Source organism: Nonomuraea typhae (genome assembly GCF_009760925.1).
In the GTDB taxonomy this organism is placed as follows: domain Bacteria; phylum Actinomycetota; class Actinomycetes; order Streptosporangiales; family Streptosporangiaceae; genus Nonomuraea; species Nonomuraea typhae.
Genome location: NZ_VRLV01000011.1, coordinates 161,969 through 175,474 on the forward strand (window position 1 = coordinate 161,969; position 13,506 = coordinate 175,474).

Consider the following 13,506-nt stretch of genomic DNA (forward strand, 5'->3'; position numbering starts at 1 on the left):
TCAGCTCGGTGTGGTGACGGGGACGGCGGCGGCCGTCCGGCGGGTGGCCCGTTCGCCCGCCCAGGCGAACAGCACCCCGAACGCGGCCCAGAACACCAGCTGGGTCCCCAGCGAGGCCATTCTGAACTCCCACAGCAGCGTGGCCGGGAACCCTTCCGGCACCTCGTCGACCCGGGGCAGCAGGATCCAGGCGGCGACGACGGGTACGAGGAAGGTGGCGACGGTCACGGACCAGCGGGCCCAGGGGCCGCCGGTGACGCGGCGTCCGCTGGCGATCGCGATGGCGACCGCGGCCAGGCCGGCCAGGATCATCACCACGTAGAGCAGGGTGCGGCTGTTGATCGTGTGGGGGTCGCCGACCGCGGGAGGGTTGGCCGGATATTTCAGGAATGGGAGGAGGATGATCGCCAGATAGGCGGTTCCCGCCGCGGCCAGGGCCAGCGCGGGGTCGGAGCGTGGGCCGACTCGGCCTCTCAACCCGGCGATGACCAGGCCGAAGATGCCGCCGACGGCCAGGCCGTACAAGCCGGTGGCGAGGAACAGCCCGGCCCTCTGCACGGGCCTGCCGACCTCGGCCCCGTCGCCGTGATGGTCATCGGCGGGAGCCTGTGCTGCGGCCGCCTCTTCGAGGGCGATCGCGCTGTCCACGTGGGGCTCTCCCACGACGAACGCGAACGCGCCCGCGATCAACCCGGCCAGGAGGCCCAGGAGCAGCCCTCTGACCACGAGTGTGCGCACCATGTGCCCGGGGCCCTAGTGGCAGGGCACGCCGAGCAGGTGCCGCCCGTCGTGCATGAGCTCGTGCAGGAAGGTGCCGGTCTGCGAGACCGCGCCGTTGTCCATCAGGACCAGGTACGCGACGAGCAGGAACAGCGGCACGGTGAGCAACCAGGGCCGCAGGCGGGGAAAGGGTACGGACGTGGAAGTAGTGGTGCCACTACTCATCAGTGCCTCCTCAGGGATGACGCGTCCCGACTATTGAGGTCACGACCGTCAGGCGACCTGGCTCCCGGGATCTAGTCCCGGATACAGTGGCGCGTCCGCACCGGCATCTCACCGGATTTCCCCTGACAGGCGTGAAATCTACCGGAACGTATCCTTTCACCCCGTTCCCGTCAACAGTTACTCGATCTTCGAGAGATCTATCTGGCGAAAAATCCCGATAAATACCTTTACCTACCGGTAAAGTGGGCTGAATGACAGACGAGCTGGACCGGATGTTCGCCGAGTTCCACGGGGAGATCTCCCGACTCCAGGGACTCCAGCACGAGATCGAGGAGATCCGCGGCCGGGGCACCGCCGCGGACGGCAGGATCGTCGCCGAGACCACCATGACCGGCGCCCTGGCCGCGCTCACCATCGACCCACGCGCCATGCGGCTGGGATCGGGCGAACTGGCCGAGGCCATCCTCGGCGCCGCCGCCGCGGCCGCCCAGGACGCCGCCGACCGGGCCAAGGCGCTCATGGAGCCGTTCACGCCCGACGAGCTGCGATGAGGATCAACCCCGGCCGCGCCTCCATCTACGGCTTCGGCGCCCTGGGCATCACCGGCTTCGTCTTCCAGATGCTGGCCGTCGACTACCCGGACGCCGACCCCGCGCGGGCCCGCCAGGCCCGCGACACCTGGGTACGGCTGGCCGACCGCCTGGACCAGAGCGCCGGCACCACCTACCCGGCCGCCGCCGCGGTGTGGCGGCACAACAGCGGCCAGGGCGTCGAGGCGTTCAAGAAGGCGGTCACCGCCGGCCTCTACCCGCCACCGCCCGGCCTCGGCTACCCGGGCAGGCTCGCCGCGGCGTGCCGGGCCAACGCCGCCGCCTGTGACGAGTTCGCCGACCTGATGGAGACTGCCCAGAAGGCGTACTGGACGATGGCGCTGGCCAACCTCGCCAGCTTCATCTTCATCACCACCTTCCCCTGGCAGGCGGGCGCGGCCTACCAACTGACCCAGTTCCTCATGCGCAGGGCGCAGGCGAAGCTGCTGGCCAAGCTCCTGGAGCACGCGGTCGCCAGGGTCGTGCTGGCCAAGCTGACCGAGTACTCCATCGGCAGCGCGTTCTTCGCCGTCGGCGACGTGGCCGTGGTGGCCGGGGTCAAGGCGCTGCGCGGCGAGGACCCGGGCTCGTTCGGCGACAACGCCCGCCAGGCGCTCAAGGAGTTCGCCGCCTCGGTCGCGTTCTACGGCGTCTTCGACGCCGCCATGCCGGTCGCCAGGGCGGTGACCAAGAACGCCGACCTGCAGTACTTCATCGCCCGCATGGCCGGCGGCTCCGTCGGCTACGGCCCGAGCTACGACGCGATCAACGGCCAGAGCGGCGAGGAGCTGATCCCCACCTGGAAGGAGACGCTCGGCCGCATGCTTCTCTACTTCACGATGGCCCACAAGCCCGCGGGGTGACACGCACATGGACATCGACCGCAGCCGCCTCAGGGCCACCGCCGAGGCGTATGACGTGGAACGCCGGGACCTGGCCGACGCGGTACGGCGGGCCGCCGACGAGCTGACGGCCATCGGCGACTTCTGGGGAACCAGCAAGCCGGGCACCACCTTCTTCAAGGGCGAGGGCCGGGGCTACGAGGCGGCCACCGACCAGATCGCGAAGGGCCTGACCCAGCTGGACAAGGGCCACGCCTCGATCGCGCACCGCCTGCGGCTCATGGGCGACGTCGTCCAGGTCGCCGACTGGGACACTATCGCCGAGATCCTCGCCAGGCTGCCGGAGCCGGATGAGGATCCGCACGTGTGGGGCGAATCACCCTGACGTCCTGAGGGAAGACTTCAGATCACCCCCCGACCGGAGAGGGGGGAGATGCGCGACTGGTTCGCCCGGGAGATCGTCGACGCGGGCAAGCTCCGGCTGTTCTGCTTCTTCGTGGTGTTCCTGCTGACGTTCCTGTTCATCCGGTTCAGCGTGCGGATGATCAGGAAGCGGGTGCGCTGGTGGCCGGGGAACGTCGCGCCGGGCGGGCTGCACATTCACCACGTGGTGTTCGGGCTGGTGTTCATGTGCCTCGGCGGGACCGGCGGGCTGGCCGTACAGGATGGGACCTCGGCCGGGGCGGCGGTGCTGGCGGGGGTGTTCGGCGCGGGGACGGCGCTGGTTCTCGACGAGTTCGCGCTGGTGCTGCATCTGGAGGACGTCTACTGGTCCGAGCAGGGGCGGCTGTCGGTGGACACGGTCTTCATGGCGCTGGCGTTGTGCGGGCTGGGGCTGCTCGGGGTCAGCCCGCTGGACGCCGACACGTTGTTCCTCGGGACGGACCTGGTCGACGGGGGGATCATCGTCGCGATGAACATCCTGTTCGCGGTGGTGTCGCTGGCCAAGGGGAAGGTCTGGACGGGGCTGATCGGGGTCTACCTCACGCCGCTGGCGCTCGTGGGGACGGTACGGCTGGCGCGGCCGGGCTCGCCGTGGGCGCGGTGGCGGTACCAGGAGGGCTCGCGGAAGATGCGCCGGGCCGTGTGGCGTGAGCGGAAGCTCCGGGAGCCGATCGAGCGGGTCAAGCACCTGGTTCAGGATGCGGTGGCGGGGCGGCCGAGCCTGTGATCCGGCCGCTTGCCCTCTGGGTTTTGGTGGGGTTTCATACCTACTGGGTCGTTCATCCCCCCCTGAGTGCTTGGCCGTACAGTGGCGTCACCCTACTGACGGACCGTGCGGAAAGAGTGTGACCGATGAACGACATGGACCTGCTGGCGGAGCGCTTCGAGTCGCACCGGAGCCATCTGCGGGCCGTGGCCTACCGCATGCTCGGTTCGCTCAGCGAAGCCGAGGACGCCGTGCAGGAGGCGTGGTTCCGGCTCTGCCGTACGGACGTCGGCACGGTGGACAACCTTCCCGGCTGGCTCACGACCGTCGTGGGACGGATCTGCCTGGACATGCTGCGGTCGCGGGAGTCCCGCCGGGAGGACCCGATCGGCGAGCGGTTGCCCGACCCCGTCGTGAGCACCGGTGACAGCGTGGATCCCGAGCACGAGGCGATGCTGAGCGACTCCGTCGGGCTCGCGCTGCTGGTCGTGCTGGACGCCCTCGCTCCGGCCGAGCGGCTGGCGTTCGTGCTGCACGACATGTTCAGCGTGCCGTTCGAGGAGATCGCGCCCATCGTCGAGCGCTCGCCCGCCACCACCCGGCAACTGGCCAGCCGGGCCAGGCGCCGGGTCCAGAGCGCCAACGTGACCCCCGACCCTGACGTGGCCCGCCAGCGGCAGGTCGTGGCCGCGTTCCTGTCGGCCGCGCGGGACGGCGACTTCGCCGCGCTGGTCTCCGTGCTCGACCCGGACGTCGTCCTGCGCGCCGAGGGCGGCGACGTGCCCTTCGGCACGCTGCGCGTGGTCCGCGGCGCGGCCGAGGTCGCGGGACAGGCGCTCACCTACCGCTCCATGGCCGAGCACGCGGTGCCGGTCCTGGTCAACGGGGCCGCGGGCACGCTCGGCACGATCAACGGCAAGCCGCTCGTGGTCTCCGCCGTCACCATCCGCGACGGCAAGATCGTGGAGATCGACATCATCGCCGACCCGGAGCGCCTGCGCCGCCTGGGCATCGGCGCGGGCTAGCGCGCCGGGGCACCCCGGCTGCCGGGCCGGCGGCCGGGGAGGACGTACGATCAGCGGGTGACCGAAAAGACCGAAACCGTACCCGGGTGGCTCGCTCCAGACGAGCTGGAGTCGATGCGCGGGCAAATGCCGATCCTCTACATCGACGCCGTCCCCGTGCGCGTCGACGAAACCGGCGTGGTGACCCACGTCGGCCTGCTGCTGCGCATCCTGTCGGACGGAACGGTCAGCCGGGCGCTGGTCTCCGGCCGGGTGCTGCACCACGAGAGGATCCGCGACGCGCTGCTGCGCCACCTGGAGAAGGACCTCGGGCCTGTGGCGCTGCCGAACATCCCGGTCTCGCCCCAGCCGTTCACGGTCGCCGAGTACTTCCCGACGCCCGGCGTCACCGCCTACCACGACCCGCGCCAGCACGCGGTGTCCCTGGCCTACATCGTCCCGGTCACCGGTGACTGCCGGCCGCGCCAGGACGCGCTCGACCTCGTCTGGTTCACCCCGGAGGAGGCGGCATCCCCGCTCGTGCAACAGGACATGGCGGGCGGACAGGGCGTATTGCTCAAACAGGCGCTCGCACACGTGGGCCGGCTCACCTGAACGGCCGGCAAAGGTAAACGCAGCGTCATCCATTCCTCAACTCTGCGTCATTTCCCTGTGTCAAAGTCGTTGTCATGCGACGACTGGGCCTCCTCATCGTGACCGCGTTGACGACCCTGACGACTCTGACGAGCTTCACCCCGGCGGCCGAAGCCGCCGACCCGACCAACGTCGCCCACCGCGGCGCCTCCGCCGACGCGCCCGAGAACACCCTGGCCGCCTTCCGGCTGGCCGCCCGGCAGGGCGCCGACATGTTCGAACTCGACGTCCAGGAGACCAAGGACCACCAGCTCGTGCTCATGCACGACACCACACTGGCCAGGACCACCGACGCCGAGCGGGTCTTCCCCGGCCGCTCCCCGTGGCAGGTCGGCGACTTCACGCTCGCCGAGATCCGCAAGCTCGACGCCGGCTCGTGGTTCGGCTCCCGCCACGACGGCGAGCCGGTGCCCACGCTCGGCGAGACCCTGCGCGAGATGGACGGCACGGGGCTCGGGCTGCTGCTGGAGATCAAGGCGCCGCAGCTCTACCCCGGCATCGAGGGGCGCGTCGCCGCCGAACTACGCGACAACGCCGCGTGGCTGCGCCAGGGACGGCTGGTCGTCCAGTCGTTCAGCTGGCGCTCCATGCGCACCTTCCACCGCAGGCTCCCCCAGGTCCCCGTCGGCCTGCTGGGCACGCCCGCCGTACAAGACCTGCCCGCGCTGGCCGCCTACGCCACCCAGATCAACCCGCCCTACCAGGACCTCACCCGCGCCTACGTGCGCCGCGTGCACAGTCTCGGCATGCAGGTCTTCACCTGGACCGTCGACGACCCCGCCACCTGGCGCCGCATGGCCTCCTACGGCGTGGACGGCATCATCACCAACAGACCCGGCATGGTCTGAGCCGGCCCCGGAGCCGGAGCGGTCCGACTCAGCCGCGGAGCCGGAGCGGTCTGACTCAGCCGCGGAGCCGGTGTGGCCTGAGTCAGCCGCGGAGCCGGCGGGCCAGTGCCTCGGCCTCGGCGCGATTGCCTGAGGCGCGCGTCAGCTCGATCGCCTCGCGCAGGCAGGCCCGCCGCGCCTCCTCGTCTCCAGCCAGTTCCGCCAGCTCCGCCCAGGCCAGCGCCTCCAGCGACGGGATGCGCCGCGCCCGCATCACGGCCGCGCCCCGGCGCAGCGCCGCGCCCGCCTCGTCGGTACGGCCCAGCCGCCGGTAAGCCGGCCCAAGCGCGATCGCCACCTTGGCCTGGGTCAGCTCGTCACCCGCCGCCAGCCCGGCGGCGTCCTCCAGAGCCCTGGCCGCGGCCCGATGCCGACCGGCGGCGTCCAGGGCCCGTCCGCGCTGATAGGTCTGTACGGCAGCGCCGCGCCGGTCACCCAGCTGCTCGTGCGCCCGCAGGGCGGCGGCAAACCACTCCGCCGCCTCGTCCGCCCGCCCCTGGGCCAGCTCGAGCAGCCCGCGCGACTCGGCCAGCTCCGCCTCCAGCCGCAGACCCGTGCCCGTGGAGGCATCCGGCTGGATGGCCGGGGTGGGTGGGGTGGCTAGGTTGAGTTCGGCGGTGGCGGCCGGGTAGTCGGACAGTTCGACGAGGGCTCTGGCCGTCTGGTTGCGGAGGCTGGCCTCGGCTGCCCGGTCGCCCAGCCGGTGCGCGGACAGCACGCCGAGTCTGCTGGTTTCCAGCCAGTCCGCGTAGTGCCTGCGGTGCGCGTACAACGCCCACATGGCTTCCGCGCTCTGCCACACCAGCCGGTCCCAGCCGGCCATCGAGGCCCGGCGCAGCAGCGCCAGCAGGTTGCCGCGCTCGTCGTCCAGCCAGTCGAGCGCCTCCCCTGCCCCGGTGAACACCTCGCCGTGCTCGGGCTGCTGGGCCAGGCGGAACCGCTCCCCGGTGACGAGGTGGTCGGCGGCGGCCACCATGCGCGAGTACCACGCCACGGCCCGGCGCAGCGCCTCATCCCGCTCGGCCGCGGGCTCGCCGTCGGCCGCGTGGGCGGCGTGCAGCCGGACCAGGTCGTGCAGCCGGTAGCGTCCGGGCACCGGCTCCTCGACGAGGTGGGTTTCCAGGAGCGTCCCGAGCTGCGGGCCGACCTCGCCGCCCGCCAGGGCGGCCGCCAGGTCCGCGGTGAAGTCGTTGCCGGGCAGGAGACCCAGCAGCCGGTAGAGGCGGGCGGCCTCCGGTGACAACCCCCGATATGCGCTCTCGAACACCGTTTCCACGACGGGTTCCCTTCCGCGGCGAACCTGCCGGACGTTGCGGACTCCGGTGTCGCCACGGGAGAAGTCTCGCGTCGTGCCGCAATCTGGGCAAGACACTTGAACCGCACTTCACATCCGGAAAGGCCGCCGACGGAAGGGAGGTGACGAGCTAGATCTCGCAGTTGGTCTCCGTGTCGGCGTCCGGGCCGCCGTCGCAGTCGTCCGCCGCGCCCGACCCGCCGTCCAGATGATCGAGGCCGTAGCTGCCGCGCAGGACGTCGTTGCCGGCGCCCGCCTCCATCGTGTCGTTGCCGGTGCCGCCGTTCAGGGTGTCGGCGACCGGGCCGCCGTAGATCGTGTCGTTGCCGGAGCCGCCGTACTCCGTGTTGGCCCCCGGCCCGCCGTACAGGGTGTCGTGGCCGCCGTCGCCGTACAGGATGTCGTTGTCCCAGTCGCCGAAGACCTCGTCGTCGCCCGTGCCGCCGGAGACCGTGTCGTTGCCCTCCACCCCGCTCACGAAGTCGTCGCCGGCGCCGCCGTACACCGAGTCGTCGCCGTCCCAGCCCATGATCGTGTCGTTGCCCGCGCCGCCGCTGAGGACGTTGGCGGCGGCGTTGCCCTCGATCGTGTCCGCCCCGGAGCCGCCGGTGACGTTCTCGATGCCGGGCAGGCCGTCGTTCTCACCGGCCTCCCCGCAGGGGCAGGCGGCGAGCTTGACCGTGACCGCGGCGACCCGGCCGGCGTAGCTGACGGTGTCGGTGCCGAGGCCGCCGTCGATGGTGTGGCGGCCGGGGCCCGAGAAGATCAGGTCGTTCCCGGCGCCGCCGCTGACCAGCGAGCCGACGCTGCCGGGGTAGCCATAGGCCACGTCGTCGCCGGCGCCGAGGCCGACCAGGGCGTGGTTGGGGCCGGTGGGGTTAACGCTGTCGTTCAGGTCGCCGACGTCGATGATGAGCTGGCCGGTGAAGCCGGCGGCGGCGGTGCACTCCACCAGCGTGAGGTCGGCCGGGTTCGGATGCGCGCAGCCGCTCAGCGGGGTGATGGGGACGATGTCGTCGACGAAATAGGTGTCGGCGTCGGGGGCGGTGAAGACCACCTGGTTGACCTGGCCCGGCGCGGCCTTGTACTCGAGCTCGCCGGACATGACCCGGGCGAAGGCGTCGGCGGCGTGGGCGGGGGTGACCGCGACGGTGGCGATGGCGATGGCCGCCGTGGCGACCATGGCTAACTTGCTGGTTGCTCTCATGGACGGACTGTGCGCCTGCCCGATTGAACCGGGCTTGCAGGTACCTAGCCGGTAGTTAGGGCGGATGCCCGATACCGTCTGCAGGTCGCGAAATCTAACGTTGTGACCTGCAAGAACCCCCTGACGAAGGAACGACATGAACACCGCCATCGCCGTCCAAGGGCTCCACAAGAGCTTCGGCAAGGCCCACGCCCTGGCCGGTCTCGACCTGACCGTCCGGGCCGGCGAGGTCCACGGCTTCCTCGGCCCGAACGGCGCCGGAAAGTCCACGACGATCCGCATCCTGCTGGGCCTGATGCGCGCCGACTCCGGCAGCGCCCGCCTGCTGGGCGGCGACCCGTGGAAGGAGGCCGCCGAGCTGCACAAGCGGCTGGCGTACGTGCCGGGCGACGTGAACCTGTGGCCGGGCCTGACCGGCGGCGAGGTCATCGACCTGCTGGGCCGGATCCGCGGCGGCCTGAACAAGGAGCGCCGCGCGGAGCTGCTGGAGCGCTTCGAGCTGGACCCGCGCAAGAAGGCCAGGACCTACTCCAAGGGCAACCGCCAGAAGGTCGCCCTGGTGGCCGCGTTCGCCTCCGACGCCGAACTGCTCATCCTGGACGAGCCGACCTCCGGCCTGGACCCGCTGATGGAGGCGGTCTTCCAGCAGTGCGTGGCCGAGCAGAAGGCGCTGGGCCGCACGGTGCTGCTGTCGAGCCACATCCTGTCGGAGGTGGAGGCGCTGTGTGACCGGGTGAGCATCATCCGGGCCGGGCGCACGGTCGAGTCGGGCACGCTTGCCGATCTCCGCCACCTCACCATGACCCAGATCAATGCCGAAATTTCGGGACAAGTCACGGCGATCCCCGGCGCCCGCAACCTCACCACCACCGGCCGCACGATCAGCTTCCAGGTCGACGACCGCGACCTCGACAAGGCCATGCTCACCCTGGCCCAGGCCGGGATCGTCAGCCTGACCAGCGCCCCGCCCTCCCTCGAAGACCTGTTCATGCGCCACTACGCCGCCGAGAAGAGCAACTGACCATGCACGGCACCTGGACCCTCATCAAGCTCGCCGTCCGCCGCGAACGCCTGACCACCCCCGCCTGGATCCTGCTCCTCGCGGTGCTGGCCGCCGGCCAGGCCAGCCGCTACGCCCAGACGTTCACCACGCCCCAGATGGTCGCCGACTTCGCCCGCGAGATGACCGCCAACAAGGCGCTCACCGCCTTCGCCGGCCAGGTCTACTCCCCCACGATCGCCGGCATGGCCGTCTGGAAGAACGCCGACGCCATCTACACGATCCTCGCCCTGATCGCGATCCTCACCATCGTCCGCCACACCCGCGCCGAGGAGGAGTCCGGCCGCGCGGAGCTGATCCGCGCCGGCGCCGTCGGCCGCTTCGCCCCGCTGACCGCCGCCCTGACCGTCACCGGCGTCTCGATGCTGCTGGCCGGCCTGGTCACCGCCCTGTCCATGGCGAAGCTCGGCTTCGACGTCACCGGCTCGCTGGCCTTCGGCGCCGCCGTCACCGGCATCGGCCTGGTCTTCACCGCCGTCGGCGCGCTGGCCGCCCAGCTCACCGAGGGCGCCCGCACCACGGTCGGCCTGGCCGCGCTCGGCCTGGGCGTGTCCTACCTGGCCCGGTTCATCGCCGACGGCGCCGGGAGCACCGCGCTGAAGTGGGCCACCCCGCACGGCTGGGCGCACCTGGTCCAGCCCTACGCCGCCAACTCCTTCGCCGCCCTGCTGCCCGCCCTCGCCCTCACGCTGATCGCCGTCGCCGCCGCCTACCGGCTCTGCGCCCGGCGCGACCTCGGCCACGGCGTCATCGCCCAGCGCCCCGGCCCCGCCCACGCCCCGCGCCTCACCTCGCCGCTGGCCCTGGCCTGGCGCCTGCACAAGGGCCTGCTGACCGGCTGGAGCATCGGCTATACCGTCGCCGGCCTGGTGCTCGGCGCCCTGGCCCTGTCGATCCCGGAGGTCTCCCGGCAGGGCGCCTCGGTCCAGGAGTTCCTCAACCGCTACACCGCCGCCGACACGGCCACCATGACCGACGCCTACCTGTGGCTGATCTCCCTCAGCCTCGGCTACGTCGCCGCCCTCTACCCCCTGCTGGCAGTCCTCCGCCTGCGCGCCGAGGAGAGCACCGGCCGCGCCGAGCTCCTGCTCGCCCACCCCGTCAGCCGCCTGCGCTGGGCCGCCGGCCACCTGGTGTTCGCCCTCGCCGGGCCGGTCGTCATCCTGACCCTCGCCGGTCTGGCCATGGGCATCGCCGTCGGCGACCCGCTGGGCGTCCTGCCCGGCACGCTGGTCCAGGTCCCCGCGGTCTGGGTCCTGGCCGGGTTCGCTACCGCCGTCTTCGGCCTGCTGCCCAAGGCCGCCGCCGCCCTGAGCTGGGCCGCCTTCCTCTTCGTCAACCTCTTCGGCGAGGTGCTCGGCCCGATCATCGGCATCGACTACTGGATCGCCAAGTACTTCGTCCCCTTCCCGAACCTGCCGATGGTCCTGTCCGGTGAGGGCTTCGCCGCCGGCCCCATCCTGATCATGACCGGGCTGACCGCCGCGCTCGTCGCCGCCGGCCTCACCGCGCTCAACCGCCGGGCCCTGGTCTGATGCACCTCATCGGCAACGACACCACAGCGGTGACGGAGGCGGCGCGGATCGCCGGGGAGATGGCCGTGGCCCTTCTGGACGCGGCCCGCCCCGGGGCCCGCGCCGCCGCGCCGTACCAGGCGGCCATGACCGCCGCGCACCTCCGCGAGGCCCGCGCGGAGGTGCGGGTCGAGCGCTACCAGAGCGCCGGCGGGGCGGTGCTGCTCGCGCAGCTCGTCTGCTGGTACGGCGGGCACGAGGTGCGCAGGGCGCTGACGGTGCCGGTCGGCTCGCCGACTCCCGGACTCGAATCCGCCCTCCAGGCGGCCGAGGAGCGCTACCTGGCCGGGCTGCGCGCCCTGAGCCCCGGGGCCACGCTCGGCCAGGTGCGCGCGGCCATGGGCCCAAGCGCCGACGTGACCGCCCGGGTGAGCCTGCTCAACCACCGGATGAGCGGCGACGTGCGCGTCGTGCCCGGCATGACCGTGGCGCTGGAGGTCGCCTGCGACCTGGACGGCAACCCGGCGCTGCGCGGCGGCACCGCCCTCACCACCGCGCACGGCCCGATCGACCTGAACCGCCAGCACCACCCGATCGACCTGGACCGCCAGCACGGCACAATCGACCTGAACCACCAGCACGGCCCGATCGACCTGAACCACCAGCACGGCCCGATCGACCTGGACCGTCAGGACTCCAGATAGGCCAGCACCGCCAGCACCCGCCGGTTCTGGTCGTCGGAGGGCGGCAGGTTGAGCTTGGCGAAAATGCTGGAGGTGTGCTTGCCGATCGCCTTCTCCGTCACCACCAGCCGGGCGGCGATGGCCTGGTTGGACAGCCCCTCGGCCATCAGCCCCAGCACCTCGCGCTCCCGGGGCGTGAGGGCCGAAAGCGGCTCGTCCCTGCCGCGCCGGGACAGAAGCTGGGCGATGACCTCGGCGTCCATGGCGGTGCCCCCGGCCGCGACCACACGGACCGACTCGACGAACTGCTCCACGTCCCCGACCCGGTCCTTCAGCAGGTAGCCGATGCCGCCCGAGCGGTCGGAGAGCAGCTCTTTGGCGTAGAGCTGCTCGACGTACTGGGACAGGATCAGCACCGGCAGCCCCGGGATGCGCCGCCTGGCCTCCAGGGCGATCCGCAGGCCCTCGTCGGTCTGCGTGGGCGGCAGCCGTACGTCGATGACCGCCACGTCGGGCCGGTGCCTGAGCAGGGCGGCGAGCAGCATCGGGCCGTTGTCCACGGCCTCCACCACCTCGAAGCCGTGTGTGCGCAGCAGCCGGGTCAGGCCGTCCCGGAGGAGGGCGAGGTCTTCGGCGATGACAACGCGCACGGCAGCTCCATGATCAGTTCGGTCGGCCCGCCGGGCGGGCTGTGGACGGCCAGCGTGCCGTCGAAGGCGGACAGGCGGCGTTCGATCCCGCGCAGCCCGGACCCGGCCAAGGGGTCGGCGCCCCCTCGGCCGTCGTCGCCGACCGTGAGCCGGATCAGGCCGCCGGAGTGGCGCAGCCGTACCCAGGCGCGGCCGGCGCGGCTGTGGGCGGCGAGGTTGGCGAGGGCCTCGGCGGCGGCGAAATACAGCGCGGACTCCACCGGCGCCTCCGGGCGGCCCGGCAGGTCAAGGTCCAGCTCGACCGGGACCGGGCAGAGCATGGCGGCGGCCCGGATCGCGCCGGCCAGCCCGCGGTCGGCCAGCACCGGCGGGTGGATGCCGCGCACCAGGTCACGCAGGTCGGTCAGGGCCTGCGCGGACGACTGCCAGGCTTCGTCGACCAGGCCGCGCATCTGGTGGATGTCCATGCTCCTCCTGGCCATGCCGAGGCTCATGCGCATGGAGATGAGCCTGGCCTGGGCGCCGTCGTGCAGGTCGCGTTCGATGCGGCGCAGCTCGGCGGCCTGCGCGTCCACGGCGGCGGCCCGGGAGGCGGTCAGTTCCCTGATGCGCCGGGCCTGGGGGCTCTCGTCGGCGAGCAGGCGCTTGTCCAAGCCCTCTTGGAGGCGCGTGGAGACGTAGGCGGTCAGAATGCCGACCAGGAAGATCGCTGCCATCGCCACGCTGAGCGAGAGGGTGACCTCCACCCCGGGCCTCGCCGAGATCATGAGAATCAGCCTGATCACGTAGAGCATCGCCGCGACGAGCACGGCGGTGCCCGGGCCGAGCAGCACGCGTACCGCCAGCCACGCGATCATCCTCAGGTCACCCGTCCCCGAGACCCCGGCCAGCGACCTGGCCGCGCGCAGCACCGGCGGCGGCGCGAACGGCAGCGCGAGCAGCAGCGCCAGCGCGGCCACACCGGTGACCACGTTGCGCGCGGCGCGAACCGCCCAACCCCGTTTCACCCCTGCAGTCTGCCTCCTC

At 71.8% G+C, this 13,506-nt stretch carries 16 protein-coding genes and 1 riboswitch; of the genes, 10 read left to right on the forward strand and 6 right to left on the reverse strand.

The window, feature by feature from the left end:
* Complete coding sequence (locus FVE25_RS35560; protein ID WP_157251664.1) at positions 1–741, reverse strand: CbtA family protein; 741 nt, start codon at positions 739–741, stop codon at positions 1–3.
* A gap of 12 nt (positions 742–753) precedes the next feature.
* Complete coding sequence (locus FVE25_RS35565; protein WP_157251666.1) at positions 754–945, reverse strand: CbtB domain-containing protein; 192 nt, start codon at positions 943–945, stop codon at positions 754–756.
* Positions 943–1,093: riboswitch (adenosylcobalamin (AdoCbl) riboswitch) on the reverse strand. Its footprint overlaps the gene before it by 3 nt.
* Before the next feature lie 103 nt (positions 1,094–1,196).
* Between FVE25_RS35565 and FVE25_RS35570 the strand changes: the two genes are divergently transcribed.
* The 7 genes from FVE25_RS35570 to FVE25_RS35600 all read left to right on the forward strand — a co-directional run bounded on the left by FVE25_RS35570 (position 1,197) and on the right by FVE25_RS35600 (position 6,033).
* The gene (locus FVE25_RS35570) at positions 1,197–1,496 is read left to right on the forward strand and encodes a YbaB/EbfC family nucleoid-associated protein (RefSeq protein ID WP_157251668.1); all 300 of its coding nucleotides are present in this window, start codon (positions 1,197–1,199) and stop codon (positions 1,494–1,496) included.
* On the forward strand, positions 1,493–2,398 hold the full coding sequence (locus FVE25_RS35575; RefSeq protein ID WP_157251670.1) for a WXG100-like domain-containing protein: 906 nt from the start codon (positions 1,493–1,495) through the stop codon (positions 2,396–2,398). The genes FVE25_RS35570 and FVE25_RS35575 overlap by 4 nt, the downstream gene beginning before the upstream one ends.
* 7 nt (positions 2,399–2,405) lie before the next feature.
* On the forward strand, positions 2,406–2,762 hold the full coding sequence (locus FVE25_RS35580; RefSeq protein WP_157251672.1) for a hypothetical protein: 357 nt from the start codon (positions 2,406–2,408) through the stop codon (positions 2,760–2,762).
* A gap of 48 nt (positions 2,763–2,810) precedes the next feature.
* Positions 2,811–3,548, forward strand: a complete 738-nt coding sequence (locus tag FVE25_RS35585; RefSeq protein ID WP_157251673.1) for a hypothetical protein — start codon at positions 2,811–2,813, stop codon at positions 3,546–3,548.
* A 125-nt stretch (positions 3,549–3,673) separates the two neighbouring features.
* Positions 3,674–4,552, forward strand: a complete 879-nt coding sequence (gene sigJ, locus FVE25_RS35590; protein ID WP_157251674.1) for an RNA polymerase sigma factor SigJ — start codon at positions 3,674–3,676, stop codon at positions 4,550–4,552.
* 57 nt (positions 4,553–4,609) lie between these two features.
* Complete coding sequence (locus FVE25_RS35595) at positions 4,610–5,146, forward strand: NUDIX hydrolase family protein (protein ID WP_157251676.1); 537 nt, start codon at positions 4,610–4,612, stop codon at positions 5,144–5,146.
* 74 nt (positions 5,147–5,220) lie between these two features.
* Entirely contained in the window at positions 5,221–6,033 is an 813-nt protein-coding gene (locus tag FVE25_RS35600) for a glycerophosphodiester phosphodiesterase (RefSeq protein WP_157251678.1), read from the forward strand.
* 82 nt (positions 6,034–6,115) lie between these two features.
* Here the strand turns inward: FVE25_RS35600 and FVE25_RS35605 are convergent, their stop codons facing one another.
* Together FVE25_RS35605 and FVE25_RS35610 are read right to left on the reverse strand one after the other, a co-directional pair.
* Entirely contained in the window at positions 6,116–7,348 is a 1,233-nt protein-coding gene (locus tag FVE25_RS35605; protein ID WP_157251680.1) for a hypothetical protein, read from the reverse strand.
* Between the two features lie 148 nt (positions 7,349–7,496).
* Entirely contained in the window at positions 7,497–8,573 is a 1,077-nt protein-coding gene (locus tag FVE25_RS35610; RefSeq protein WP_181019817.1) for a calcium-binding protein, read from the reverse strand.
* A 136-nt stretch (positions 8,574–8,709) separates the two neighbouring features.
* On the opposite strand from FVE25_RS35610, the gene FVE25_RS35615 reads away from it, so the two are divergent.
* Genes FVE25_RS35615 through FVE25_RS35625 form a run of 3 tightly spaced genes read left to right on the forward strand, consistent with a single transcriptional unit; the run spans position 8,710 to position 11,851 of the window.
* The gene (locus FVE25_RS35615) at positions 8,710–9,594 is read left to right on the forward strand and encodes an ABC transporter ATP-binding protein (protein ID WP_157251683.1); all 885 of its coding nucleotides are present in this window, start codon (positions 8,710–8,712) and stop codon (positions 9,592–9,594) included.
* A 2-nt stretch (positions 9,595–9,596) separates the two neighbouring features.
* Entirely contained in the window at positions 9,597–11,168 is a 1,572-nt protein-coding gene (locus tag FVE25_RS35620; protein WP_157251685.1) for an ABC transporter permease, read from the forward strand.
* Entirely contained in the window at positions 11,168–11,851 is a 684-nt protein-coding gene (locus FVE25_RS35625) for a M24 family metallopeptidase (RefSeq protein WP_157251687.1), read from the forward strand. The genes FVE25_RS35620 and FVE25_RS35625 overlap by 1 nt, the downstream gene beginning before the upstream one ends.
* On the opposite strand, the gene FVE25_RS35630 is transcribed toward FVE25_RS35625, so the two are convergent.
* Entirely contained in the window at positions 11,836–12,480 is a 645-nt protein-coding gene (locus FVE25_RS35630) for a response regulator (protein WP_157251689.1), read from the reverse strand. The two genes, FVE25_RS35625 and FVE25_RS35630, sit on opposite strands and share 16 nt — an antisense overlap.
* On the reverse strand, positions 12,432–13,487 hold the full coding sequence (locus tag FVE25_RS35635; protein ID WP_246267923.1) for a sensor histidine kinase: 1,056 nt from the start codon (positions 13,485–13,487) through the stop codon (positions 12,432–12,434). The genes FVE25_RS35630 and FVE25_RS35635 overlap by 49 nt, the downstream gene beginning before the upstream one ends.
* Positions 13,488–13,506: the final 19 nt, after the last annotated feature.

What these genes read in the sequence shown, in the direction of transcription:
- FVE25_RS35560 (WP_157251664.1), bottom strand. Translation starts at nt 741, where the DNA reads ATGGTGCGCACACTCGTGGTCAGAGGGCTGCTCCTGGGCCTCCTGGCC.
- FVE25_RS35565 (WP_157251666.1), bottom strand. Translation starts at nt 945, where the DNA reads ATGAGTAGTGGCACCACTACTTCCACGTCCGTACCCTTTCCCCGCCTG.
- FVE25_RS35570 (WP_157251668.1), top strand. Translation starts at nt 1,197, where the DNA reads ATGACAGACGAGCTGGACCGGATGTTCGCCGAGTTCCACGGGGAGATC.
- FVE25_RS35575 (WP_157251670.1), top strand. Translation starts at nt 1,493, where the DNA reads ATGAGGATCAACCCCGGCCGCGCCTCCATCTACGGCTTCGGCGCCCTG.
- FVE25_RS35580 (WP_157251672.1), top strand. Translation starts at nt 2,406, where the DNA reads ATGGACATCGACCGCAGCCGCCTCAGGGCCACCGCCGAGGCGTATGAC.
- FVE25_RS35585 (WP_157251673.1), top strand. Translation starts at nt 2,811, where the DNA reads ATGCGCGACTGGTTCGCCCGGGAGATCGTCGACGCGGGCAAGCTCCGG.
- sigJ (WP_157251674.1), top strand. Translation starts at nt 3,674, where the DNA reads ATGAACGACATGGACCTGCTGGCGGAGCGCTTCGAGTCGCACCGGAGC.
- FVE25_RS35600 (WP_157251678.1), top strand. Translation starts at nt 5,221, where the DNA reads ATGCGACGACTGGGCCTCCTCATCGTGACCGCGTTGACGACCCTGACG.
- FVE25_RS35610 (WP_181019817.1), bottom strand. Translation starts at nt 8,573, where the DNA reads ATGAGAGCAACCAGCAAGTTAGCCATGGTCGCCACGGCGGCCATCGCC.
- FVE25_RS35615 (WP_157251683.1), top strand. Translation starts at nt 8,710, where the DNA reads ATGAACACCGCCATCGCCGTCCAAGGGCTCCACAAGAGCTTCGGCAAG.
- FVE25_RS35620 (WP_157251685.1), top strand. Translation starts at nt 9,597, where the DNA reads ATGCACGGCACCTGGACCCTCATCAAGCTCGCCGTCCGCCGCGAACGC.
- FVE25_RS35625 (WP_157251687.1), top strand. Translation starts at nt 11,168, where the DNA reads ATGCACCTCATCGGCAACGACACCACAGCGGTGACGGAGGCGGCGCGG.